This is a genomic window from Varibaculum sp. C0165D1 (assembly GCF_056590355.1).
Window position 1 is genome coordinate 359,866 of the sequence record NZ_JBWPVY010000002.1, and the last position, 24,308, is coordinate 384,173.

Here is a 24,308-nt window from a genome sequence, read left to right on the forward strand (position 1 = left end):
CGGTGAGGGCGACCCCGAAATGGGATGAGGATCCTGCCAAGCTGGAACTTGTTGCCGCAATATGAAGTGGCCGGGACCTCAAAGAGGTCCCGGCCAAATTCCTATCCTATGAGATTAGCCGACGCGTTCCACCTGGAAGTCGTCACCCAGCTCACTTACGACCGCGGCCTTGTCCTCAGAGGCCAAGAACCGTTCAGCGGCCTTACGGGTGCAGCTCACCACCAGCTTGACATCGCCCTCGCGACCATTGGCGAAGGAGACCAGACGCTGCGTCACCGCAGCCCGGTCACCTTTGATATCAACCAAGCTCGGGTCGGCGGTACCAATCGAGATGACCTTCCGGTCCTGATCAAAACGCAAGATGAGGCTGGTCCACAAGGAGTTGTCGTCATGCACAGCCAGCACCAAAGTGCTGTTCGGGCTAACGAACGCCTCCGTAGCGGCCACCACCTGATCATGAGAAGCACCCAACTTCCACTGCAGACCCAGGGTCTGATCAGCAGGTTCGGGAGCAGTCACGATCGTTGACTGGTAGCGGTCGCGCAGCAGGCTCCAAGAGCGGCAAACGTAGACATCGAGGTCCTCGTCCGCATTCCAGGCGTTCTGGTACTCGGCAAAGTACTCGTCCATCGCATCGCGCTCGGCCACCATTACGAAATCAACCTGATCCCGGTTGGCAGCATATAGCGCGTCCGCAGCAGCCTGCAGATCATCGACCTGCGTCGGTGCCTGAGCTACCTCCGCGCCTTGGGTGTGGCGGCATTTAACCACCTTTCCCTTTTCCAACAGACACACGATCCTGCGGGCGCCCTTGGCGGAACGCAGCAGCAGGTGCTGCGCATTGCGCCACTGGTCCACGTCCAGATCGGCCATTAAAACATCACCGTGAAGCATTGTAGTTCCTTTCAGCTCTATAGCGAGCAGTCGTAGACATTGATTGAGTAAGCGGGCATAGAAGTCGACAACTGGCAGCCCTGGACGGTGCCCGGCTGGCCAGACCACAGTTCGGTCGCCTTTTCGACCTCGAAGGGCAGTTCGACACGGGCCTCAATGGCCTCAGCTGTCGGGTTGGCGACAAACACCACGCGACGCTTCTGGTCGCCTTGGTCGGCGTGAACCACTACGTCGAGGCGGGTGTCGCTCTTGCGTACGGCGGATACTTCGGCTGCAGCGCACGCCTTATCGAGCACGCTGGAGGCATCTTCGCCGTCCTTGACAACGAACCACTTGCCCTTGCCAGACTCGACGGCGTCCTTGAGGATGGTGCAGGGGTTCATTAGGGAGTCGAGCTCGGGTAGCTTCGGACCAACAACGGCGCAGCCACCGCCGGCTACGAAGTCCACCAGGGCCTGCTGGACCTTTGCATCCAGGTAGTCGAGGGTCGGCAGCACGATAATGCGGCGTTCACCCCAGCGTGCGGGATCCAAGTCAGTATCGGAGATCACGAAGTCGTGACCACCGGCAGACAGCGCTTCGAAGTAGGAGCCGAAGGCCTTGCTCTTCTCCAACTGGACCGGGGCGTCAAAGCCCAGGTTGTCCTCGCTAATGGTCAGCGGGTTGGCATATTCGCTAAAGCCCGACGGAGTCTCCAAGAAGTCACCGGGGAAGGAGACCAGCACTGAGGCCGCCTCTAACCGGTCGTACTCGCGGTTCGCCAGGAGCAGTACCTTCGCGTCACGACGCAGGGAGGTAAACCCGTTTTCGGACTGCATCCGGTTGGCATTGCTGAACATCTTTTCGTGATCTTCGCGTACCCGACCATCGCGGCGGATGGGAGAGTCCAACCAGCGGTCGCGCTCGACCAGCATGTAACGGCTGAAACCCTTGATGCCCTGCATCAGCGCGGCTTTGGTGACGAATTCCTCGTCGTAGATTTCGCCCGGGTTCAGGTACCAGGGCCACACGCCAGCGATGAACTCCGGGATGTAGGGGAAACGGCTGGTACCCACCACATACGAGCCTACGGTTTTCACGTGGCTGTAGAGTTCCTTGCGGGAGTAAATATCAAAGCCGACGAAGTCGAGTTTTTCTTCCAGCTTGGTGATATTGAAAGGTGTGGTGAAGCCGGAAGCTGCGCCACCAGGACCTAGCGGGTGCGGGTAGTTATGGAACAGGGCAATCTTGTCCAGCCCGCGCTCACGCATCATGTCGGCGAGGCGATCCATCGAAATGATCAGGTACTGCTCGCGGTACTCAATCCAGTCGGCCAAGGCCGGGATGTCATGCTTGTCCTTGCCTTCGAAGCGCCGCGGCGGTTCGATTTCGTCTTTGCTGCCGTAGGAGGTCCCGTAGGCCTTGTTGATGGCCGCCAGGTCACCGTACTTGTCAAGCAAGAAGCTGCGGTACTGTGCCAACGACTCTTCGGAGTAGTCGGCCGCGTAGGCGTTAATGCAGAAGAAGTACGCCATTTCGTTATCAACTTGAGCTGCAACAATGCCGCCCTTGGGGTAACAGTGACGAGCCAGGATCTCACAGATCGCGTCATACCAGAGCGCGGTCTCTTCGAAGAACTCATCGGATGCGTAGTTGACGGCGGGGATCGGCTTGGGAACCTGGGTCAGAACGGTGCGTCCACCCTTGGCGTTGCGCATCTGCAACCGTTCGTTCTCGAGAATACGTTTGGGGTACCCGAACCAGGTCAACTCCGAGTTAATCTGCGGTCCCGGACGCACGATGACCCGGAAATCCTTTTCCTCACATAGGGTGAGGAAAGCATCGATATCCTTGTTTCCCGAGAAGTCGAAGACTCCCTTTTCTACCTCGTGGATCTCCCACGGGATATAGATCGAGATCATGTTGAAACCCATACCCTTGACAGATTCAAGGATCTGATCCCACTTATCTCGGTCGAGCCTCCAATAGTGTACGGCACCGCCGTACAGCGAGACTGTCTCGCCATCAACCTTGAAGGCGCTCTTGCCAACCGACACCGGCCGGTTGTCTATTTGCTTCTCCATAGTTCTTCCTTTCTTTTTTACTGCGGAGAGATTTAAGTTCCTGTTTTTTGAGTGGCTAGTCTTTACGGGCCAGGGCGACTGCCAGAATAATGATGATGCCCCGAATGATCTGCTGCTGAGAGGTGTCTAGTCCGGCCAGGATGAGACCGTAGTTGATCGTTGCCATCAGCAGGGCACCGAAGAACGTGCCGACCACGGAGCCGCGTCCGCCAGCAAGTGCGGTCCCACCGAGAATCACTGCGGCGATGGCGTTCATCTCGTCACCGGCGCCCCACTGGAAGCGGCCAGACATGAGACGCCCAGCGTAGAGCATGCCTGCTACGGCTGCTCCCATTGAGCAGATCAGCATGACCCGGAAACGCACCCAGGAGGTGCTAATACCGGAGTACTCGGCGGCGACCGGGTTGGCGCCGGTAGCTAGGATCTGACGTCCAAAGCGCATCTTCTTGAGCAGCAGGGTGCCACCTACAACGAAGAGCACCATCCAGATGATCAAACCCGGGATGGGACCGATTTTGCCGCCCCCAAAGTTGGCGATGTAGTTCATGTCTAGAATGGGTATCGGTGCAGAATCCGTCACCCACTGGGCAATGCCGAAAGTTATGCCCATCATAGCCAACGTGACCAGGAAGGACGGTATTCGGACAAAGGCCACGAGGGCGCCGTTGATACTACCGACGATCGCGCCCAGGGCCAGCCCGGCCAGAATACCAGGCACCAGTCCGAAGTGCGATAGCGCCAGCGCTGTCACCACCGAAGCCAGGCCTGCTACGGAACCGACGGAAAGGTCGATTTCCGCGGCGGCGATTACCAGGGTCATCCCGACAGCAATCACCGAGACGATGGCCGCTTGGCGCAGGATATTCCAGAAGCTGGCTGTGGACAAGAAGCCCTCGTCGCGCAGCAGCACCGAGAAGATGAGCAGGACGGCCACGAAGCCGACATAGATGATGTCCCGACGCCAGTCAAAGTTAAAACCCTTGCGGGGCACCGTGTCTAGGGCTTTTGAATTACTCATGGTTTACTCCTTGAACTGCCAGTTCGAGTGCCTGCTCGTCGGTTGTTTCGGACGCGTCGAGTTCACGCTCGACGGTGGACTCGCGCATCAGGAGCAGGCGGTCGCTCATGGCGAGTAGTTCGGGATATTCGGAGGAAATGACGACCACCGCGTGGCCTTCAGCTGCAAAGTCGCGAATGGTCTCGATGATCTCGGCCTTAGTGCCGATGTCGACTCCGGCGGTGGGTTCGTCCATCACCAGGACCCGGGGGTTGCGACTAATCCACTTAGCGAGCACGATCTTCTGCTGGTTACCCCCGGACAGTAGCGAAGCGCGTGCCTCGGGACGTGCCACCTTGATGCGGAACTCGTCGATCAGCTTGCCCGCCAGGTTGCGGAGGCTGCGGTCATCTATCCATCCAGCACGGGAGTTATCGGCCAGGTGGGGCAATTGCAGGTTAGAGTTGACCGAGTGCCCCAGTACCAGGCCCTGACGGCGGCGGTCCTCGGGTACCAGTACCAAGCCATGTGCCAGCGCATCCCCAGGTTTTCCAATCTTCACCTTGTTACCATCGATGCTCACGGTTCCCGCGGTGATTTCGTCGATACCGAACAGCGCCCGGGCCAGTTCAGTGCGGCCCGAGCCCATCAGGCCAGCCAGTCCTAGGACCTCGCCCTCATGAACCTCGAAAGCCACGTCATGCAGCCCGTTTTTTGCGGCCAGGCCCTCAACCGAAAGCACGACGGGAAGTTCGGCACAGTCGTGGTGCGGCGCCGCCGCCATGGCGACGGTCCGACCTACGATGCCCTCCACGATCTTTTCTGGTGTGATCTCCGACAGCGGCGAGGTCAGCAAATGCTTGCCATTGCGCAGAATGGTGATGCGGTCTGCGATCTGGTAAACCTCCTCCATCCGGTGCGAGATGTAGACGATGGAGATGCCTTCCGCAGTAAGCCGTTCGATCAGCTCAAACAGTGCTTTTGCTTCTTGCTGAGCGAGAGCGGCAGTGGGTTCGTCCATGATCAGCACCCGGGCATCCTCAGCCAGAGCCTTCGCGATCTCGGTCAACTGCCAGTAGGCAGTAGACAACGAGGACATTTTCGCTGTGGGGTCCACCTGGACCTGCATACGCTCGAATATCTCTCGGGAACGACGAATCATTTGCTTATCGTCAATCACGCCCCCGCTGCGAGGCTCGACATTCAGGAAGATGTTTTGCGCCACGGTTAGGGTAGGCACCAGGCTGAACTCCTGGAAGACCATACCTAGCCCAGCTCGCTTCGCATCATGGATATTCCCGAAGTGGCACTGCTTGCCAGCAATCTCGATCGTCCCTTTGTCCAGGGAGTAGACACCCTGGAGAATCTTCATCAACGTCGATTTACCTGCGCCATTACCACCTGCCAAGGCGTGAACCTCACCGGCGACGATTTCAAAATCCACGTCGTCCAGAACCTTCACGCCAGAGAAGGACTTCTGAATCCCTCTCATACTCACCAAGGGGTCCGCGTTGGTCATATCCCGTTTGGTCTTAGCCGCGGCGGTCACTTCTTCATCGCTTTCTTTAGATCGGCTGGGGGCTCGGTGTTATAGACCTGCTTCCATGCCTCAAGCACGTTCTGGTGCGAAACCGGCAGAGCATTTAGCGCTACGTAGGGGGGAGCCTTCTTGCCAATTACAGCGCCGGCACCGATGCGTGCCTCGGCAACACCTTGCTGGTACGGCTGCTGAGCACCGAGGCCGACGACGAGCTGGTCTTGCGCCAAGGCGATGGCAACGTTAGTTCCGAGATCCTCGGTGGCGATCTTGAGGTCATTACGGCTTGCAGAACGGGCGGCAGCCATTACACCCTCGGCCGGGACGTCCCAGACTGCCCAGATACCCGCTAGTTTGGGGTTCTGGCTGATCATCGCGTCGGCCACTTTTTGGGCGTCACCGGCGAAGTCAGGTCCGGCGATCCCTTGGGCCTTGACAATCTTAATATCCGGGTAATCCTCTTCGATGACTTTGCGGAAGCCTTCATAGCGCTGGCGGGTAACAAAGAAGTCTGCGGAGTGGTAAATGACTCCGATGTCTCCCTTGCCATTTAGGGCCTTGGCTAGCAGGTGGGCGGAAACTACCCCATTTCCAAAGTTATCTGCGCTTACAACCGATTCGTAATCCACGCCGCCCTTAAATCCCTTGGGAACGTTGTCCATAAAAACGAGCTTGGCGCCGCTTTCAGTGACCTTGCGGTATGCACCAGCAGTAGCCACTGGGTCGGTAGGAATGGACACCACAATATCGGGGTTCTTCGCGAGGACGGTCTCAATGTTAGACACCTGCTGACCCGGGTTAAAGTTCGCGTCGGTGACAGCAATAACCTCTACACCCAAACGGGCAAATTCAGCCTTGAGCCCAGCGATCTGGGCATTAGCCCAGTCGTTACCCGCGTAGTGCATCACAATGGCAGCGGTGGCCTTTTTCGCTTTAACCTGCGCAATTTCCTCTTCGCTAAGCTCAACTGCTTTAGCCGTGACGGGGGATTCTCCGTTAGGGCCCTTGCTGAAGACCTTGCCCTCTACTTCTTTGAGGGCGGCATCTGCCTTGCCCGCAACCTAGGTGTCAGCTTGTCCGCTGCCTGCGGACTCCACTGTGCAAGCTGCAGTACTGCCTAAAATCGCAAGAGCAGCAGCCACAAGGAATAGCTTTCTCTTCATAAATGTTCTCCTTTGAACTGTGAGACGTCGAAAGTTCCGATCCGTGGGAGCGGAACTACCCGTTCTTATTATCTAATGGTGAACGTTCACATTCAACAAGTCAAGCTTTTCATAAAAACGTGAGCTAGATAACATTTTTCGGGGACAACCATAATGCTGGATGCTTTTGGGTCTTTACCCCTGCCCCATTGGTGATGAGGGAGAGAGGCAGTAGTGCCTGAGGGCTATTGGGTTAAGACCGAAAAAATTCATACCTGAATTGCGTAGATAAAAACGCTGTCTTTTCTGCCTGAACAGGGCTTATAACGCGTCAAATAGGCATCGAAAATGGGCACTAGTCCCGACAAAACCTACCAACCAAAAACGGACAAATGACCCGAAACCCCCACCCCAAAAACCCAAAAAATCCCGCGACATATACAGACATATGTCGCGGGACATCACAATCGTCGCGGTATTCGGCTACTCGCCTACGACCCCTTCCTCGCTCAACACAAAAGGGAGAAAAACTTTCGTTTCTCTCCCTTTCGGTCTCGTTCGTCGGGGTGACAGGATTTGAACCTGCGACCTCTTCGTCCCGAACGAAGCGCGCTACCAAGCTGCGCCACACCCCGCGTAACTCCAATATTGTAGGCAGACGCTGACTAAATCTAAAAATTACCCCCCTCGATTTCGGCGGATGTCACACAAAATCAGACCCCAAACCCGAAAATCCCATTTCGAAGTCAAAAAATCAGAATAGGCAGCTACCAAGAGCTAGCCCGGCGATTGCCGCCAGCAGCGATAGCCCCCACACCAGGAGCAGCGCTCCCCAGGCACGGCGCCAATTTCCCCGCTCTGTAACCGAAAAAATATCGAGCACAAAGGTAGAGAAAGTAGAAAACCCGCCCAAAAACCCGGTCGCTAAAAGGGTATAGACCCGACTATCAGCTTGCAGATTACCGCTGTTCACCGCGGCAATCAGCATCCCTCCTAGCAAGCATGCCAACACGTTCACCAGGGCGATCCCTCCAGCTGGGTGCCGTTTTTCTAGCTTTAACCAGGTAACGTCGATTCCCCAACGGCAAAGCGCCCCTACTCCGCCGCTAGCCCCTAACGCCAGCACAAAATCCAGCCCGCTCATCAGCGTTCCTGTCCGCGCCCGCTCTTGGCGTGCCCTCCGGGAGTGTCTTTGGTAGCCAGGCGGTACCCGAGACCGGCAAACACCACCCCGACTACCAGCAGGATTAATGCCAAAGCTGCGGTGGGATAAAGTTTTCCGCTTAACGTCCAAAAGTCGCTAGCTAGCGCCGATGCCCCGCCGCTAACCGCCGCGATTCCAAAAGCTGAAAAAGTGGTGAAAGCTCCCAAGAACCCGGTAGTAATCCCCAACTTTACTGGAGTTCCCCAGGTGTGCAGGCGGGTACCTTTCCGATTGGCCCGAGTTTTAAAATATCCCAGTAAAAACGCGCCTCCCAGATTCGCTAAAATCACCCCAAAAGTAAGCGCTGACCAGGTGAAATAATTTTTTGAAATCGGGACAGTCCAGGTGTCTAAGCCCCAGCGCGCCAAAGTTCCCGCCATGCCGCCGGCAAAAATAGCAGCGGCATCGGCCCCGATACGCCGGGCAGGATGCTGAGCTGGATCATTGCGTTTATTCATCGGATAAACCCCCCGGCCTTAATCGTCACAGGTAACATCACTATCCGGTAAAACTCCCCCCACCAGATATTTATCTACGGTTTCTTGCACGCAATCCGACCCTAAACCATAGGCGGTGTGGGAATAGGATTCCCAAGTCAGCAGCCGCGAGTTAGGGATTTGCCGGCGTACCGATTGCGCCATTTCATAGGGAGTGGCCGGGTCGTTGGTATTTCCCACCAACAAAATGGGTTGTGTCCCTGCAATCTTCACCTTTTCCCGTTTCGCGGTAGATACCCAAGGCCAGGCCGCGAGCGCATACTCGCCATAAGCCATCGAAGACCCCATCAACGGGAAATCCCGCACCAATTTTTGCCCGCGCCGATCCCACTCTTTTTGGCTACCTTGCACCGGATAATCGGCGCCATTAATCGCGATAAAAGCATCTAGAGCATTGTTTTTAAACCTACCGTCAGCCCCCCGTTGGTTAAACAAATCCGAGATTTTCAATAGGGGCGCCCCATCGCCTTTCAATGCCGCTTTCAGCCCCTCTAGCAGGGAAGGGTACAGAGTTTCGTAATAGAGCATCCCGACCGCTGCCCCAAAAGCTATCGCCCCATTAAGAGGGCGGGAAGAATCTTTAGTGGGAATCGGAGAGGCATCGGCGCCGTTAAAAAATTGCTTTAAACGTTTTAGACCTGCTTCTTTAGTATCCCAAGGGCAATCTTTACCTTCCCGCGCGCACCAGGAAGCAAAGTTGGCGAACGCCGCCTCGAAACCTTTCGCCTGCGCGAGCGAGACCTCCCCATAGGAATATGATCCGTCCAAAATCCCGTCTAACACTAGACGCCCCACATTCTTAGGAAATAGCTGCGCATAGGTGACCCCCAGGAAGGAACCATAGGAATACCCCAGGTAAGAGAGTTTTTTATCCCCGAGCACGGCCCTTAAAATATCTAAATCACGTGCCACAGACACGGTATCTAAATATCGCGCCAAATCCCCGTTCTTTTCCTTACAATCCTGAGCAAACTCTTTCATATCGGCAACTGAACGTTCCCGGCCCGCAGCAGTAGCAAGATCCAGGCTTTCAGCTAGCGACTCATCCTTTTGCGCGTCCGTGGTGCACTCTATAGGGTGCGAGCGGGAAACCCCCCGGGGATCAAACCCCACCACATCGAAGGAAGAAAACACCTCGTCTGAAAACATATCAGCAGAGTTTCCTAGCAGGTCAACCCCCGATCCACCAGGTCCGCCGGGGTTAATCAGCAAGCTCCCCAATTTTTTCCCGGTAGCTCGGCTGCGTGCCAGCGCCAACTCAATATCTTCCTTCTTAGTGTCGGTGTAATCTAAAGGTACTTTTACCTGCCCGCATTGATAATCTTTGAGGTCATTTTCCGCGCAAGGTGCCCAGGAAATTTTCTGCTGATAATAACTTTCCAGCCCCGCGGGAATAGCAGCCTCCTCGCCGTCTAAAGAATTAGTTTTTGAGGAGGCAGCGGGAGCTACCTGAGGTTCAGCTTTACCTCCGATGCTGCAGGCAGATAGCGCCAAGCAAAGCATAAAAACCATTTCTACCAGCATTGACAGTTTTTGTTTAACCATAAACTACTGCCTCAAATCCATCATCATCGCTTCCATAGTTAGCAGCGGTGTCACATTTGCCGCTAGCCGGCGCCTAGCGGTGCGGATCGCGTCTAGGCGCTGCACGGTGCGCTCCCGGGAGGAGCCCTGCGCCAACCCCATAATGGTGTCCGTCAAGTCAACGTTAATTAACGGCACCTGGGTCCCGCTTTGCGCCAAATATACATCGCGATAAAAACCTAGAAGATTCAGCAATACTCGATCGAGACTATCGCGTAGGTAGCGGGTAGAGCGTCGTTTTTGATCCGCTTTCAGCGCAGTTTCCTGGGCTTTTAAAGCCGGTGGCAGCCGCGCCCCCTCCTGGTCATATCCCAGGGCTCGTCGCAGGCGCGTTAGCTCTTCTTGATCTTTTTGCGCCGCCCGCTCACTGGCATCAGCTTTCGCCGCCTCCACCAGTTTTTGCGCTAGCAGCGCGGCTTCGCCCACGCTGGAGGTAGTGGCCGCCGCCAGCAGGATTTTACGGCGCCGATCCAGTTCGGCCGGATCACGGGCTAAAGATTTCGCTACCCCGATATGGGATTGAGACATCGCCGCTGCCCCGCGGGCAGTTTCGGGAGCTATTCCTTCCCGTTCTATCAGTAACTGCGCCACTTCTTCCCCGGTCGGGGTAACTAAACTGACATGGCGACACCGGGAACGGATAGTGGGTAACACATCGCCGGGTTGGGTGGTACAAAGTAGCCACACGGTGCGCGGGGGTGGTTCTTCAATCGCTTTCAGCAGCAGATTCGAGCTGCGTTCCACCATCCGATCGGCGTCCTCCATCAAAATCACCCGCCATTTACCCCCGGCGGGTGCCTGCTGCGCCAGGGTAACCAGGGAGGCTATCTCCTCGATCTTGATGATGAGGCGCTCGGTAGTCACTACTTTCACGTCCGGATGGGTACCTTTGAGGACGCGCTTGCACTCGGGGCACTGTCCACACCCGAGAGTTTGCGGATCTTCACATTGTAAAGCCGCTGCAAAAGCCAGGGCTGCTACCGAACGCCCCGCCCCAGGAGGACCGGTAAGCAGCCAGGCATGCGCCATTTGTCGAGCTAAAGCAGCATCATCACTGCCCGCTTCCCGCAAGCTCCGCGCGGCCCGGGCAGCGGCCTCGAAAACCGCTACCGCCGCTTTTTGCCCCACGATCTGATCCCAAACGCTCATAACTGCTGCAACCCAGCCTGCTCGCTATCGCCGTCCGGGATATCCGTTCCGGTAGTACCTAAATCTGCCAGTTGCGGCCCGCTCCCGTCCCGGTATTGACCAGCCTGCACTTTCGCCCTCGCCGCAAAAGCCGCGCTAACCAGCGATAACACCTGCTGATGGATTTCTGCTACCCCGCAGGTTGCATCTAACACCTTTATCCGCTGCCTATCGCGCTCCGCGATTTGCAAGAACGCTTTGCGCACTGACTGGTGAAAAGCGATGCCTGCCGACTCCATCCGGTCAGGGTTTCCGGTGCGCCGCGCCACTAACACTTCCGGATCCCCGTCTAACAAAATAGTCAGGTCAGGGAGCATATTTTCGGTTGCCCACAGAGAAATTTCTGCAATCTTTTCTAAGCCCAGATCCCGTCCTATTCCCTGATAGGCCAGCGAAGAATCCAGGTAACGGTCAGATACTACTATCTCCCCAGCATCCAGATGCGGCCGGATCACTTCGTGTACGTGCCAAGCCCGATCTGCGGCATAAAGCAGTGCCTCCGTATAGGGGTCGAGGTTCTCGCCATGCATGACTTCCCGGCGCAATCGCTGCCCCAAGCCGGTACCGCCGGGTTCAAAAGTGGCAATCGCTGCCGCCCCACGCGCCGCCAGAGCCTGCATCAGCAGTTTCACCTGGGTAGATTTCCCGGTATAGTCCCCTCCCTCGAAGGAGATAAAGAAGCCCGGGTAGGGCGCGGCGGCGTTCATGTCCTTAGCTTACCGAACTTGGCTGGTACGGCGCGCTACCCTTTTAGCAAAACTGGTTCTAAAAGCCGTTTAGACACGGGTTACTACTAGGACTGATTTTCCCACCAGGTAAGCAACCGCTCGCGCGCGGCCTCTTTACCGATTTCGCCTTCTTCTAGGCGCAAATTCAACATATATTTATAAGCTTTACCGACCTGCGGACCCGGTTTTATCTGCAGAAGCTGCATAATTTCTTCCCCATCTAGTTCGGGGCGAATCCGGGAAAGCTCCTCTTTTTCTGCCAGTTGGGCGATTCGTTTTTCCAGGTCGTCATAGGCGTGCTCTAGGCGGGCGGCGCGGCGACGATTCCGAGTAGTGCAATCGGCGCGGGTGAGGCGGTGCAGACGGGTGAGCATATTTCCGGCATCAGACACGTAGCGGCGCACCGCCGAATCGCTCCAAGCCTGCTCTCCGTAGCCGTGGAAGCGCAGGTGCAGGGAAACTAGCAGGGTTACGTCTTTAATGGTTTGTTTATCGAAGTGGAGGGCGCGCATCCGTTTACGGGTAAGTTTGGCCCCCACGATTTCGTGATGATGAAAAGAAACTGTGCCATTGCTTTCAAAGCGGCGGGTAGCGGGTTTGCCCACGTCATGCATGAGGGCAGCGAACCGCAAAATAAAATCGGGACGCGGTACCTCCCCGTCTGGACCGGTCTCTAAAGCAATCGCCTGGTCAACTACGGTCAAGGTATGTTCATAAACATCCTTGTGGCGACCATGTTCGTCAACGGTAGCGCGCAGATTCGCCACTTCCGGTAGCACCATCGCCGCCAGACCGGTATAAACCATCAGTTCTAGGCCCTTACGCGGATTTTTCCCTACCATTAAGGCTTCCAGTTCGGCGCGCACCCGTTCAGGGGAAACAATCTCGATGCGGCTCGCCATATTTTCCATCGCCGCCATCACCGGCATGCTCACATCAAAATCCAGTTGGGAAGCAAACCGGGCGGCACGCATCATCCGCAGCGGGTCATCATCAAAAGACTGTTCGGGGGACACCGGGGTACGCAACTGCCCGGCAACTAGATCAGCTATCCCTTGATGGGGGTCAACCAAAGTTAAGTCCGGCAGGCGCAGCGCCATCGCGTTGACTGTAAAATCCCGGCGCGTCAGGTCGCCCTCCAAAGTATCCCCAAACTGAACTGCCGGTTTCCGGGAATCCTTTTGGTATTTATCGCTGCGATAGGTAGTTACTTCTACGGTTAAACCCGCTTTATGAGCCCCAATAGTGCCGAACTCTTTGCCCATTGTCCACACGTTGCCCGCCCAGTTTTTCAAAATCTGTTCGGTTTCATCTGGACGCGCCGAAGTAGCTAGATCCCAGTCGTGGGGTTTTCTGCCACACATGGCATCGCGTACCGGCCCGCCCACCAGCGAAAGTTCTTCGCCTTTCGCAGTAAACAGCTCCGCTAGTTCTAAAATAACCGCCGGCAGCTTCGACAAGGCCTGCAACATGTTCCCCAGAGCGCTGGCCGCGTCTTCCGGCAGCTGCACCTGGCTAGCAGCCGGGCCAGCGGGATCAGTAGCTAACTTCAAATTCTTATTCATTGTTTCCAGATTGCCAGAAAGCCTACCCGTCTTCCAAGTGGCAAGTTGTTCGCCCCCTGTTAAGGGTGCAAGGTAGCATTAAAGATATGTCCGTTCGCAATTCGTATCGTCGCCGTCGCCGCGCAGGGTCGCGCCGCGCCGCCTCGCTACCAATTGTTGACGAGACCTCTGCCGGCGGTTTGATAGTTAAAGTTGAAAACCGCCAGGCTTTCGTGGCTTTGATCGCGCGCCGCAACCGCAATGGCAATATCGAATGGTGCCTGCCTAAAGGGCATTTAGAACCGGGGGAAACCGCCCAAGAAGCCGCTCGCCGAGAAATTTTTGAAGAAACCGGGATCAAAGGAAAAGTGATTGCTCCTTTGATCTCTATCGACTACTGGTTCGCCGGGGCAGGCCGCCGGATTCATAAAGTGGTACATCACTACCTGTTAGAGGCCACGGGCGGCACTATTACCGTCGATAATGATCCTGATCATGAAGCCGAGGCCGCCGCTTGGGTTCCTCTGGATATGGTCTCCAAAGTCCTGGTTTACCCTAATGAACGCAAAGTGGTGGCTACCGCCTTGGAACTATTAGAAATAGAGGACTAAGGTGGCTATCTCGCGGCTGGGGGGCAGGGTTTTTTGGGTATTTCTCACCGCTTTACTCACCCTTACCTACACCCTGATACCCGGTAGCATCCTGGCAGCTAACGCTGACCCGCAATCGCCAGCACCGAATCTAAGTGCTGCCATTACCGCTATTAGCCCCGACACCCTGTCCTATCAAGAGGATGCGCAGGCGCGAGTAAAAAAAATTACGGTAGCGGGAACCGTCAGCAACCATACCGACACTGCTTTAGATAAGGTAACAGTGCAGGTAGCTACTACTTCCCGATTGGGAGGAGACGCGGAGACTATTCGCGCCTGGGTTAGCGGCGAATCCGATAAAGGGATGGGCGTTTTACGCGGACAAGGCAGTGAAACCCTCGCGCAGGTGGCAGCGAAGAAAACGGTTAGTTATAAAGTCGAGATTCCCACAAATGCCCTGCCTGCCCTCAATAAAAATAGTTTGGGAAGTCTGGGGGTGCAGGTGAGCGTTTCCGCCGAAAACGTAAAAAGAAAAAATATGGTGCCTGCTCGCTCCCTGCTTTTGTATGCACCGGCAGAAAAACCGCAGGCACGAAGTTCCCTGGCGATAATCGCTCCCCTATCAGCCTCTTCGCCCGAAATGGTCAAATGGTTAGCCAGGGGCGGGGCAGGCAGTCAAGCTACTGCCGGTAACCAAGCAACCAGCCAGGTGGCCACGCCTTTGAAAAGCGTAGGCGAGAACGCAAAAATTTTAAGTGACCTGTCAACAGCGGGGATCACTTGGGTGGTGGATCCCGCGCTTTTGCACTCTAACTCTCCCCTCTTGACCGGTAGTTTTGCTCCTTTACCGGAAAAACCTATCCCCCTTAGTCTTGACCCGGTGATGCTTAACGCCCTAAAAGCTGCGCAAGCTAAAGGCGCTAGCCTGTCGCTAGACCTATGGGGAGCACCTGACCTAGTGCAATTGGATCAAGATGCACTGGCGAAAGCAGCGGAAGGAAACCGCCAAGTGGGAGCCTTGCTGGAAAACCAAGTATCCCTGGCTCCCAGTACTATTTTTTTGGCCAATCCCTACTGGGTCGGACGTACAGACGGCATCTGTGAGCACTCCGCTACCCGATTGAGCGGGGGCTGCGCGATAGTTACCGGCGGGGACCGGTTGCCCCTAACTCAAAGCTACAACTATCAACCGGATCTGTTGGGGGAAGCTAAAGATGGGGATAAAGCCCGCAGTTTCCTGGCAGATCATGGGGCTTTATCAGCAATTTTGGCCTCCACCTCTAGTGAGGAAGCGTTTACTAACACCCAGGTGGCCAGGGCTATGCTGGCAGCCATTGCCAGCGAACGACCCCAGCAACCCAGACTGATTAACGCGGTTTTGCCTAATGGAGCCCTAAATTCTGCGGTTACTCAAAAACGTTTAAGCAAGATTCTTAGCGATTCTTGGGTAGAGGGAACCGCTTTACCGCAAGCGCTGGGCGCCGATCCTACCCGAGTAACTTTGGGTAACGATCCCAAAATCCAAAGCCTAGCGCCGGCTGCTCCCGGATCTTTAGGGGTCGCCGGCACCTCTTTGCACAGCGCCACTAAATCTCTAAATACTGCCCGTAAACGAGTACTACCCTCCTTGGAGCAGATAACTCCAGATCACCAGCGCATAACTGTCCCGGTGTATCAGCAGCTTTTGCTTTCCACTTCGCGCGGAATGACCAGTGCGGAACGCAACCAAGCGCTCACTAACGCGGGCGCACAGCTCGACCTGTTGGCGCGGGCGGTAGAAATTCAGACTTCCTCCCAAATAAATTTGCTTTCCAGTAATTCTCAAATCCCGATTAAAGTGCTAAATCGACTCCCAGTCGAGGTCAAGGTGCGCTTAAAGCTGCAACCAACAGATGCCCGCCTGCGAGCCAATGACGCAGTAGCGGTTAGCTTAGCTCCCAAAGGATCTAAAACCGTAAAGATTCCGATTACTGCGGTGCGCAATGGTAACGTCCGCGCCAAGGTGGCGATCCTTCCGCAGACCGGTAATCTAGTTCTTGATCATCAACAACAAATTGACCTGCGTATTCGCACCGGTTGGGAAGATAAAATTTTTCTTGGTTTTATTTTTACCGCGGCAGCGATTTTTATAGTTGGTTTGACTATTAATTTCCGCCGAGGCACCCGGATGGAACAAAACTAAAGCAAAGGAGGAGGCAGTGAGCAGCGAGAACGAAAAAACCGACCCAGAAATCAAAGGCATCAAGAAAATTAATGTGGCTCGTGCCTCGGGAATAATGCTAGCTGGAACCATGGTGTCCCGGCTGCTCGGTTTTGTGCGGGCGGCACTACTAATCGCGCTCATCGGTTCAATCGGAGCTAATGATGCGTTCCAGGCCGCTAATAGCCTTCCCAATATTATTTACAATCTGCTGGCCTCCTCTATTCTTTCAGCGGTACTGGTTCCCCAGATTGTGCGGGCTTTGCAACGCAAAAACTCTGATGAGTTTATTAATCGGCTGCTTACCTTATTCACCACCGGACTGCTGATTTTAACTCTGGTATGCGTGGCCCTCGCCCCGGTATTCGTCACTTTATTTGCCGCGAAACTGGATCCAGGATGGAAACAACTGGCGATTACTTTTTCTTATTGGTCGCTGCCCCAGGTTTTCTTTTATGGCCTCTATTCCCTGTGGGGGCAATTCCTAAACGCTAAAGGCTCCTTCGGCCCCTATATGTGGGCACCAGTAGTTAATAACGTGGTGGGGATTGCCGGAATCTTTGTTTTCTGGCGAGTACTGGGCAGCGAAACAGATTGGGCTAAAGACCCCAGCGTTTGGACCGGCGAACCCGTGATTTTATTGGCTGGTATTTCCACCTTAGGAATCGTGGTCCAGGCACTAATTTTGCTGATTCCGCTGCGGCGCACCGGTTTTAAAATGCGTCTAGTTTGGGGTATTCGCGGCTATGGCCTGGGGGAAGTATCTCGCACCGCTATTTGGGCATTCTCGGCTTTGTGTGTATCCCAACTGGGGTTTTTAGCAATTTCAAATATTGCGGCAGCCGCTAACGGCTATGCCTCAAAACATCAGGTAACTATCGCCACCACCACTGCTTATAACACTGCCTTTACGGTATATATGATTCCGCAATCAATGATTGTGACCTCGGTAGTTACCGCCATGTTTACCTCTATGAGCGCCATGGTGGCCGTGGGACAGCTATCTCGCCTGCGCACCCAATTCCTTAACACCCAGCAGGGAGTTTCTTTAATCACCTGTCTGTGTGCGGTACTAATAGTGGTTTTAGCCCTGCCAGTTATGCAGTTCATTATGCCCACCACCCCTCTCGCCTCGGTGCAGGCCTTTGCGGAGGTGTTGGCGGTAATGGCGTTGGGAATTCCTTTCCTGGGATTCTTTAACCTTGCGCAGCGATTAATTTTGGCTTTTGCCGATGCCCGCAGCACTTTCCTGGTACAAATCCCCATGACTATTTCCACCCTAATTGTTTGCGGGCTAACGGTGCTGCTACTACCGGTCAAATATTGGGTGATGGGAGCCTCCGCCGGTATGCAGCTGTCTTACCTGGTGGGATCGGCGCTTACAATTTGGCATCTGCACACCAAACATCTGCCTTTAAGGTTTACTGCTCAACTAGGGCGTTCGCTGGTGTCCATTACCCTAGCGACCTTAGGGAGCGGTTGCGCTGGTTGGTTGATTTTGCATTATTGGGGGCCACTAGCTGGTTCCCAAAGCGACCCCGCACTGGTACATATGACGGGAGCTTTGGCGCGGGTAATGGTAGTAACCGCAGTCATGACCCTGGTTTACCTGGGACTACTATTAGTTTGGCGCTGCCCCGCGCTTTCCCTACTGGCGGCTCCCATCTGGGCAAAGCTCAGCAAAGGGAGGCCGTTACCTCGGATACTCGCTTATGCCCCGGTAGAACCAGTTCCGACTCCTAGCCTAGATTCGCCGGAGGGCATTAGCGAGCAAGAGGCGATAAACTCGAGGCAAGATGAAAGCAATCTCGCAACCATAGGGGAGGACGAAGACGCGCAAGCCCAGGCTAAAGCGCTAACGCATCCTCGCGAAACCGAAAATAAATCCTATTTGCAGCCTCAAAATGAACTAAGCAAGGAAGATGAGGACCACGTGACCAGTGACCGTCGTGAACCCGAGGTGACAGCTATCAGCTATAACGCCGATGGGTACGTTAATCTGCAATCCGGTATGAATTTGCATTTCCCCGGTCAGGAACATTTTTCTTTGCTGACTCTCAACCAACGCCTAGCGGGTGAATTTTTACCGGAAAAGGATGCCTGGGCGGTTAGTGATGAAAGCAAAAAACCTGCCGAACTGCTGGTATTGCAAGGAAACCGGGAAAAAACTCGCGAGTATTATGCCCGCCTGCAACAAGTAAGCGCCCCGGGTTTCCAGGAATTTATTTGGATCAGCACCGATCCGGTAGACGCAGTCTTATTGCAGGCCACCCCGGACCGTCCTCTCAGTGACCTAGTAGGATCCGGAATGCCGGCACCGGTAATCCATTCTTTGATTTCGCAGGTGAGCGCAGGGTTATCCCAACTTCATGAGGCAAACCTAGCGCATGGGGCCATCGATCCTGCCCATATTTTAATATCGCCATCCGGGAAAGTGATTATCCGTTTGGATGTGGCCGATCAAAACGCCGCCGCTGACTTAATCGCGACCCAAACCCGCGATGGGCAGCAAGTTTTAGAGCTGCTCTATTTCCTGGCTAGCGGTGATCGCCACCAGTTTACGAAAGCAACAGCTGGTGAAAAGCCGCTTCCGCCTTCTAATTTCCATCACGGCAGCGATGTGGATTTAGATGCGGTTGCCCTGGCAGGAGCGGCAATGCCGTCTCCTCGCCTGTGCCAAGCTATCCGCGAGCAACTGGGATCAGCCGAACTGGACCCGGTAGCAAACTGGTTAACTACCCGGGATGAACAGGGCGACCCTACCGGTAGACAGTCAGCGGAGGTACCCACTCCGGCTCCAACGGAGCTTTCAACGCCTGAGGAAACACCAACCCTTACCGCTAGCGGGGATGCTGTGAAGGATAAAAAAATGAATGAAGAAACCTTGCCGGCAGAGGAAGAGACCACCGATCCCGAAGAGCAAAACGGCTCGTCCTCGCCCCAAGTGCGCTCTTCGCAAAATAGCGGCGAGGAAGAAAACAACACCGGAAACGATAGCGAAAACGTGTCCCTGCCCGTTGCTACCAGTACCGATACCCCCAGGCCGACCACTGCTAGTGAAAATACGGAAGAACAGGATGCAGAGGGAAAGCCTCGGGATAATACTTTAGCTATGGAGGCTTCTTCCCCTCGAGCCATGAAACCGGTATTGCCCCCAGCAGCCAAAATCCCGGGACACCGTGATCAACCCTTTGAGGAGTCAGCAAAGACTCAGTCGATCCCCCTAGCCGAGATGCAGCAGATGAATCTAAATCCGCAGGAAGAAAAAGCGGGGGATGATGCCTGGGTGCCGCAAGCGGTCAGCTCTCAGCCAGACCCGAAAGAGACCCCTTCGCAGCCCCCAAATTTCTTGGGGCGTCTAGGAGCAGGTAAAAAAGGAAAACCGGCAGGACAAATACCTACGTTAGCTACCGATTTAGAGGCTATGACGGCAGACCCGAATGTCGCCGCCGGGGAAGCCGCTATTAAATCCTCGCCCCAGAAACAGAAGTTTTCGAAAAATCCGAAAAAAGCGGCGAAACAGCAAGCAAAACTGGCAGAAAAAGTAACTAGGGACGCTCAAAAAGCGGCTCGTAGAGCCGAGCGGCAACGCCAGCGCGAACAGCGCCGACAAGACAGACTTTCACGCCTGTCTCCTCGCGATTTAGAGCCGGTTAACGCTACTAGGCGACTGATCGTTTCTAGCCTGTTGGGGATGGCTATTGTCCTCTCCCTGTCCGTGGCGGTGTTAGTGTTTTGGCCGCGCCATACCCCGCCGGTAGCCGAGCCGTCCCCCTCGCAAACCCAAACCCAAAAAGTTGCCCCCCAGCCGGCTCCGGTAACTAAACCTGCCGAAATCGCCGGGGTGGCTTCTATAGATGCGGAAGGAAATGACACCGAGCATCCCGAGCTCGCTGACCGGATGATCGATGGTAACGAAAATACCTGGTGGCGCTCGCGGTTCTTCCGTAACCCGAAGCTGGGAGACCGCAGCGGTTTTGGAGTGGTTGTGACTTTGAAACAACAGGCAAATATTTCTGAGATTAAGTTAAAAACTAATGCGCAAGGCGGAAAAATCGAGGTGCGTTCCCTACCGGAATCCGGACTCCCGCGTGACGGTAAAGTCCTAGCTACGGGCGCTTTTTCCGATACGGTTGACCTGAAACTTAACCCCAAAGCTAATGCCCATGCCCTGATCTTATGGTTCCCCGAACTTCCTCTTGATAACACCGGGAATAACCGGGCAACTATTTCTGAGATCGCGGTTTCCTAGGCGGTTATAGCCTGCTGGGTTTCGCTCACTGCATTAACTGGTTGCGGCCCGGTCGTTTAAGCTGGGAAAATAGGTTTAGTAAAAACGACGCACAGGCCCTGATCTAGGAGGTTCCATGTCGGTACGCGACATTATCATTATCGGTTCCGGACCGGCCGGCTATACGGCAGCAATCTACACTGCCCGGGCAGGGCTAAATCCCCTGCTAATCGCGGGGGAGGTAACCGCCGGTGGCGCCCTGATGAACACTACCGAAGTAGAAAACTTTCCCGGTTTTCCTGAAGGGATTCAAGGGCCGGATCTAATGGCAAATATGCTTTCTCAGGCCGAGCGTTTCGGGTGCGAAATTCTTTATGAGGACGCCCTAGACCTTTCCTTAGAGGGAGAAGAGAAAAAGGTAGTCACCTCCGAGGGCGAATACTTCGCACGTCGCGTGATTTTGGCGATGGGTTCGGAGTACCGCAAACTAAACGTTCCTGGCGAGGCGGAACTATCGGGACGCGGCGTTTCCTATTGCGCCACCTGTGACGGTTTCTTCTTTAAAGATCAGCACCTGGCGGTGGTGGGTGGCGGCGACTCCGCTATGGAAGAGGCTCTATTCTTAACCAAGTTCGCGAAGAAAGTTACGGTGGTTCATCGCCGCGACCAGCTGCGTGCCTCCCAGATTATGGCTGAACGTGCTGAGGCCAACCCGAAGATTGATTTCGCTTGGAACAGCACTGTTGCCCAAATTAATGGGGAAAACAAAGTGGAATCGATTACCTTGCAGTCCACGGTAGACGGCACGGAAAGCACTTTGGATGCCACCGGTGTATTCGTGGCGATCGGTCACGAGCCACGCTCCCAGCTAGTTAAAGGACAAGTAGGTCTGGATGAGGCGGGATATGTGCAGGTTAACGAACCTGGTGCCGCCACTAATGTTAACGGGGTTTTTGCCTGCGGAGACCTCGTAGATCACACCTATCGACAGGCAATTACGGCTGCGGGCTCAGGCTGCCGAGCTGCCCTCGATGCCGAACGTTCCCTGGCAAACTAAAGACTTATTCTTAATCATTTAGAGAGGAAAATAGAAAATGACTAAACCTTTAGAAGTAACCGAAAATAATTTTGACCAGGAAGTATTGAAATCTGAACTTCCGGTTTTGGTTGATTTCTGGGCCCCCTGGTGCGGGCCTTGCCGCCAAATGGGTCCGATTGTTGACGAAGTAGCCTCCGAGGTTGCTGGCAAAGCTAAAGTGGTCAAAGTCAATATCGATGAAAACCCCCAGCTAGCCGCCAAATACGGGATTAACTCCATCCCGATGTTTATGGTGTTTAACCATGGCGAAATCACTCGCGGCATCCTGGGGGCTAACCCTAAGCGGGAACTCCTAGGCCCGCTGCAGCAAGAAATCGACAAATAGCTTTCCCCTAGCCATTACCGGAGCTGTGCTGTCTGCCTATCAAGGTATTAGCATCTCTGCCTAGGAATTAGCACCTGCACTCTATACTGAACAGGTGCGAAGTTTGAAGCGATTATTAATAGTAATAGCTGTGCTGGCACTCCTTTTAGGAGTGCTAGATCGGGTAACTTGCTGGTGGGCAGAAAATGAAGGCAGTGGGGCATTAGCGAAACGGGGAGCAGAAAATTCCACCGTTAAAATTAATGACTTGCCTTTCCTGACCTCCCTAATCGCGGGGAATATTAATCAGGTGGACGTAGAGATCCCCCGCCTAGATATCACTGCCGAGGGGGGCGCCATCCCGATAAGTGGAATCCGCGCTCAATTGAATCAAGTGGCCCTCACCGCCGGGCGGCTAAATATCGATAGCATTGGGCAGCTGAGCGCGGAAGGGAACCTCAGCCAAGCAACCTTGACGCAAATAGTAGCGAGGAAGGCTCCCGGGGTGACAGTAAAACTAGCGGCCGGGAAGCTCACGTTTTCTTTCCAGAAGTGGGGGCAAGAAATCCTGGCTGATGGGCAGCTCGCCCTAGATGGAGGGGCAGATGGTTTAACTCCCACCCTGGTAATTAAACCGACCGCCCTGCAAACTGAACTACCGCGCCGCCTGCAGGCCCGGCTGGATCTACCGGACTTTTTACCCGCGATTAATATTCCGATCACGGGCTTACCCGCCAGTTTGCAGCTGAGCGGGGTGGAAGTTAAAGACGATCACCTCAAATTAAAATTGACCGGGAAAAATATCCCCATGCAAAAGAATTCTATTTCCTGATTTTGGATTTACGGGTTAATACCCTGGGGTTTCACCCGTTTCAACTACAGAGGTGAAAACGGGGGCGGAATCGAAACTTTCGACTCCGCCCCCTATTTTTCTGTAACTGATTGCACCTTGGGGACCAGGCTAGAGGTTGCGCACGATCTCTTCTACCGAGGCTTTCGCGTCGCCAAAGAGCATATCGGTGTTCTCGTTAAAGAACAGCGGATTTTGTACCCCGGCATAACCGGGATTCATCGACCGTTTAAACACCACTACCTGATGGGCTTTCCACACTTCCAATACCGGCATTCCCGCGATTGGGCTACCCGGCTTGGTGGCATCGGGATTAACAGTGTCGTTAGCTCCGATCACCAACACCATGTCGGTGTCCGGGAAGTCATCGTTAATCTCATCCATTTCTAGCACCACGTCATAGGGTACTTTCGCTTCTGCCAGCAGCACATTCATATGTCCGGGCATCCGTCCGGCTACCGGGTGAATCCCGAAGCGCACGTTTACTCCCGCCTCTCGCAGCTTGGCAGTTAGATCCGCTACCGGGAACTGAGCTTGCGCCTGCGCCATGCCGTAACCAGGGGTAATAATCACGCTGGAGGAATCCTTTAGCGCTTGGGCTACCTCGGCCGCACTAGTTTCGGTGTAGTCACCGTAATCGGTATCGCCGCCCTTCGCCGGTCCCCCATCCGAACCGAAGCCTCCCAAAATCACGGAGATAAACGAGCGGTTCATGGCTTTACACATAATGTAGGACAGGTAGGCACCAGAGGAGCCCACTAGGGCGCCGGCAATGATGAGCATATCGTTGCCCAACATGAAGCCGGCCGCGGCCGCGGCCCAACCCGAATAAGAGTTAAGCATCGAAACTACTACCGGCATATCGCCGCCGCCGATGGCTGCCACCAGGTGCAGCCCCAGCACCAGAGCGATAATAGTCATCGCGATAATCGCTACCCACTGCATCCAGGTTAAGGTCATAGCGGAAGCGCTAAGATGCGATCCGCGCACCATTACCCCGATGAGCACGATAGAAACGATAATAGCGATAGCGTTTAGCCAGTTACGACCCGGCAAAGTCAGGGGCGCACCCTTAATCTTTCCGGACAGTTTCAGGTAGGCAATGATAGAGCCGGTAAAGGTAACGGCACCGATGAAAATCCCTACCCCTACTTCCCCGAGGTGGAAACCTACGGTGGAGGGGGCAATCGCGGTGGCTGCATCTACGCCCGCTTTCTTGAACTCTCCGGGCATATGGATGAAAGTGTTGTAGCCAACCAAGACTGCCGCTAAACCTACGAAGGAATGCAGCATGGCTACCAGTTCCGGCATGCCGGTCATGGGAATAGTTTTGGCGCGCCACAGTCCGATAATCGCGCCCGCAATCATTGCTACCGCTATTAAAAGCGCAGTTACCAAGGTTGATTGATAACCGGGAGCCCCCGCGTTATGTAGCGCCACCGCGATGGTAGCGACAACTGCCACCAACATTCCGATCGCTCCGAAACGGTTACCGCGCAGGGCGGTTTCATTCTTGGATAGACCCGCGAGCGCCAAAATAAACAGCAAGGCCGCAATCAGGTAGGCAATATTTTGCCCCCGGCTAATCAAAAACTCGGCCTTGGAAGCACTGGCCACCAGGGTGGGTGTTACCGCAAATAGAACATTACTCATTTC

At 54.8% G+C, this 24,308-nt stretch carries 18 protein-coding genes and 1 tRNA gene; 6 read left to right on the top strand and 13 right to left on the bottom strand.

Annotated elements, in window-relative coordinates; all coding sequences use genetic code 11:
* Nucleotides 1–114: 114 nt before the first annotated feature.
* From AC1EKS_RS04120 to AC1EKS_RS04175, 12 genes are all read right to left on the bottom strand, one after another.
* Nucleotides 115–894, bottom strand: a complete 780-nt coding sequence (locus tag AC1EKS_RS04120; protein WP_481010260.1) for a hypothetical protein — start codon at nt 892–894, stop codon at nt 115–117.
* A 17-nt stretch (nt 895–911) separates the two neighbouring features.
* Nucleotides 912–2,957, bottom strand: a complete 2,046-nt coding sequence (locus tag AC1EKS_RS04125) for a beta-galactosidase (RefSeq protein WP_481009140.1) — start codon at nt 2,955–2,957, stop codon at nt 912–914.
* 55 nt (nt 2,958–3,012) lie between these two features.
* Complete coding sequence (locus tag AC1EKS_RS04130) at nt 3,013–3,975, bottom strand: ABC transporter permease (RefSeq protein WP_481009141.1); 963 nt, start codon at nt 3,973–3,975, stop codon at nt 3,013–3,015.
* Nucleotides 3,968–5,473 carry a sugar ABC transporter ATP-binding protein gene (locus AC1EKS_RS04135; protein ID WP_481009142.1) on the bottom strand — a complete coding sequence of 502 codons (1,506 nt, stop codon included), beginning with the start codon at nt 5,471–5,473 and terminating at the stop codon, nt 3,968–3,970. The genes AC1EKS_RS04130 and AC1EKS_RS04135 overlap by 8 nt, the downstream gene beginning before the upstream one ends.
* Before the next feature lie 26 nt (nt 5,474–5,499).
* The gene (locus AC1EKS_RS04140; protein WP_481009201.1) at nt 5,500–6,396 is read right to left on the bottom strand and encodes a substrate-binding domain-containing protein; all 897 of its coding nucleotides are present in this window, start codon (nt 6,394–6,396) and stop codon (nt 5,500–5,502) included.
* Nucleotides 6,397–7,194: 798 nt separating this feature from the next.
* Nucleotides 7,195–7,268, bottom strand: a tRNA-Pro gene (locus AC1EKS_RS04145).
* A gap of 119 nt (nt 7,269–7,387) precedes the next feature.
* On the bottom strand, nt 7,388–7,777 hold the full coding sequence (locus tag AC1EKS_RS04150) for a fluoride efflux transporter FluC (RefSeq protein ID WP_481009143.1): 390 nt from the start codon (nt 7,775–7,777) through the stop codon (nt 7,388–7,390).
* Nucleotides 7,777–8,295 (bottom strand): fluoride efflux transporter FluC, encoded by a 519-nt coding sequence (locus tag AC1EKS_RS04155; protein ID WP_481009144.1) that lies wholly within the window; start codon nt 8,293–8,295, stop codon nt 7,777–7,779. Before AC1EKS_RS04155 ends, AC1EKS_RS04150 begins: the two co-directional genes overlap by 1 nt.
* 18 nt (nt 8,296–8,313) lie before the next feature.
* Complete coding sequence (locus AC1EKS_RS04160; RefSeq protein WP_481009145.1) at nt 8,314–9,879, bottom strand: alpha/beta hydrolase; 1,566 nt, start codon at nt 9,877–9,879, stop codon at nt 8,314–8,316.
* 3 nt (nt 9,880–9,882) lie between these two features.
* Entirely contained in the window at nt 9,883–11,067 is a 1,185-nt protein-coding gene (locus AC1EKS_RS04165) for a DNA polymerase III subunit delta' (RefSeq protein ID WP_481009146.1), read from the bottom strand.
* Nucleotides 11,064–11,813 carry a dTMP kinase gene (tmk, locus tag AC1EKS_RS04170; RefSeq protein ID WP_481009147.1) on the bottom strand — a complete coding sequence of 250 codons (750 nt, stop codon included), beginning with the start codon at nt 11,811–11,813 and terminating at the stop codon, nt 11,064–11,066. The genes AC1EKS_RS04165 and tmk overlap by 4 nt, the downstream gene beginning before the upstream one ends.
* A gap of 86 nt (nt 11,814–11,899) precedes the next feature.
* The gene (locus AC1EKS_RS04175; protein ID WP_481009148.1) at nt 11,900–13,399 is read right to left on the bottom strand and encodes a CCA tRNA nucleotidyltransferase; all 1,500 of its coding nucleotides are present in this window, start codon (nt 13,397–13,399) and stop codon (nt 11,900–11,902) included.
* Between the two features lie 86 nt (nt 13,400–13,485).
* Here AC1EKS_RS04175 and AC1EKS_RS04180 point away from each other — a divergent pair, with 86 nt between their 5' ends.
* The 6 genes from AC1EKS_RS04180 (at nt 13,486) to AC1EKS_RS04205 (ending at nt 22,634) form a co-directional block, all read left to right on the top strand.
* Entirely contained in the window at nt 13,486–13,989 is a 504-nt protein-coding gene (locus AC1EKS_RS04180; protein ID WP_481009149.1) for an NUDIX hydrolase, read from the top strand.
* Nucleotide 13,990: 1 nt separating this feature from the next.
* Nucleotides 13,991–16,150, top strand: a complete 2,160-nt coding sequence (locus tag AC1EKS_RS04185; RefSeq protein ID WP_481009150.1) for a DUF6049 family protein — start codon at nt 13,991–13,993, stop codon at nt 16,148–16,150.
* A 16-nt stretch (nt 16,151–16,166) separates the two neighbouring features.
* Nucleotides 16,167–20,420 carry a lipid II flippase MurJ gene (locus AC1EKS_RS04190; protein WP_481009151.1) on the top strand — a complete coding sequence of 1,418 codons (4,254 nt, stop codon included), beginning with the start codon at nt 16,167–16,169 and terminating at the stop codon, nt 20,418–20,420.
* Nucleotides 20,421–20,535: 115 nt separating this feature from the next.
* Complete coding sequence (trxB, locus tag AC1EKS_RS04195) at nt 20,536–21,456, top strand: thioredoxin-disulfide reductase (protein WP_481010262.1); 921 nt, start codon at nt 20,536–20,538, stop codon at nt 21,454–21,456.
* Between the two features lie 37 nt (nt 21,457–21,493).
* Complete coding sequence (gene trxA / locus AC1EKS_RS04200) at nt 21,494–21,823, top strand: thioredoxin (RefSeq protein WP_481009153.1); 330 nt, start codon at nt 21,494–21,496, stop codon at nt 21,821–21,823.
* Between the two features lie 94 nt (nt 21,824–21,917).
* On the top strand, nt 21,918–22,634 hold the full coding sequence (locus tag AC1EKS_RS04205) for an LmeA family phospholipid-binding protein (RefSeq protein WP_481009154.1): 717 nt from the start codon (nt 21,918–21,920) through the stop codon (nt 22,632–22,634).
* A 129-nt stretch (nt 22,635–22,763) separates the two neighbouring features.
* Here the strand turns inward: AC1EKS_RS04205 and pntB are convergent, their stop codons facing one another.
* On the bottom strand, nt 22,764–24,305 hold the full coding sequence (pntB, locus tag AC1EKS_RS04210; protein ID WP_481009155.1) for a Re/Si-specific NAD(P)(+) transhydrogenase subunit beta: 1,542 nt from the start codon (nt 24,303–24,305) through the stop codon (nt 22,764–22,766).
* Nucleotides 24,306–24,308 lie beyond the last annotated feature (3 nt).

Bases quoted from the DNA above. Each gene is read 5' to 3' on its own strand.
- AC1EKS_RS04120 (WP_481010260.1), bottom strand. From the start codon at position 894: ATGCTTCACGGTGATGTTTTAATGGCCGATCTGGACGTGGACCAGTGG.
- AC1EKS_RS04125 (WP_481009140.1), bottom strand. From the start codon at position 2,957: ATGGAGAAGCAAATAGACAACCGGCCGGTGTCGGTTGGCAAGAGCGCC.
- AC1EKS_RS04130 (WP_481009141.1), bottom strand. From the start codon at position 3,975: ATGAGTAATTCAAAAGCCCTAGACACGGTGCCCCGCAAGGGTTTTAAC.
- AC1EKS_RS04135 (WP_481009142.1), bottom strand. From the start codon at position 5,473: ATGACCAACGCGGACCCCTTGGTGAGTATGAGAGGGATTCAGAAGTCC.
- AC1EKS_RS04140 (WP_481009201.1), bottom strand. From the start codon at position 6,396: ATGCACTACGCGGGTAACGACTGGGCTAATGCCCAGATCGCTGGGCTC.
- AC1EKS_RS04150 (WP_481009143.1), bottom strand. From the start codon at position 7,777: ATGAGCGGGCTGGATTTTGTGCTGGCGTTAGGGGCTAGCGGCGGAGTA.
- AC1EKS_RS04155 (WP_481009144.1), bottom strand. From the start codon at position 8,295: ATGAATAAACGCAATGATCCAGCTCAGCATCCTGCCCGGCGTATCGGG.
- AC1EKS_RS04160 (WP_481009145.1), bottom strand. From the start codon at position 9,879: ATGGTTAAACAAAAACTGTCAATGCTGGTAGAAATGGTTTTTATGCTT.
- AC1EKS_RS04165 (WP_481009146.1), bottom strand. From the start codon at position 11,067: ATGAGCGTTTGGGATCAGATCGTGGGGCAAAAAGCGGCGGTAGCGGTT.
- tmk (WP_481009147.1), bottom strand. From the start codon at position 11,813: ATGAACGCCGCCGCGCCCTACCCGGGCTTCTTTATCTCCTTCGAGGGA.
- AC1EKS_RS04175 (WP_481009148.1), bottom strand. From the start codon at position 13,399: ATGAATAAGAATTTGAAGTTAGCTACTGATCCCGCTGGCCCGGCTGCT.
- AC1EKS_RS04180 (WP_481009149.1), top strand. From the start codon at position 13,486: ATGTCCGTTCGCAATTCGTATCGTCGCCGTCGCCGCGCAGGGTCGCGC.
- trxB (WP_481010262.1), top strand. From the start codon at position 20,536: ATGTCGGTACGCGACATTATCATTATCGGTTCCGGACCGGCCGGCTAT.
- trxA (WP_481009153.1), top strand. From the start codon at position 21,494: ATGACTAAACCTTTAGAAGTAACCGAAAATAATTTTGACCAGGAAGTA.
- pntB (WP_481009155.1), bottom strand. From the start codon at position 24,305: ATGAGTAATGTTCTATTTGCGGTAACACCCACCCTGGTGGCCAGTGCT.